1 protein-coding gene is annotated in these 265 nt (G+C 56.2%); it reads left to right on the forward strand.

All coding sequences use genetic code 11. The annotated features are described in order from the left end of the window. Positions 1 to 42 precede the first annotated feature (42 nt). Positions 43 to 265 (forward strand): hypothetical protein (locus QP415_RS11980; RefSeq protein WP_285100227.1); only part of this gene is annotated, 223 nt, incomplete at its 3' end.

Consider the following 265-nt stretch of genomic DNA (forward strand, 5'->3'; position numbering starts at 1 on the left):
GTTGGGGACTGGACGCTTGTTAGTCCGGTCCCCTCTGTTGAAGTGGGGAAAACACTTACTGCCTACCAGGCGGCGCTTGCTACCGCCACGCAGCGCACTATTGATAGCGGTAACGCTGATAAAGCCACCGAGTACACGGTCGAAGCCCTGAATGAGGCTGGTCTGGACCCTGATTTGAACTTGACTGGGCTGTTACTCGATAAGAACACTGTGGACGCGGCGGTAAAGGCTGGCATCCCGGCAGTGGTTTTGGATATGGCCGTAC

Source organism: Pauljensenia sp. UMB3104 (assembly GCF_030217285.1).
In the GTDB taxonomy this organism is placed as follows: Bacteria; Actinomycetota; Actinomycetes; order Actinomycetales; family Actinomycetaceae; genus Pauljensenia.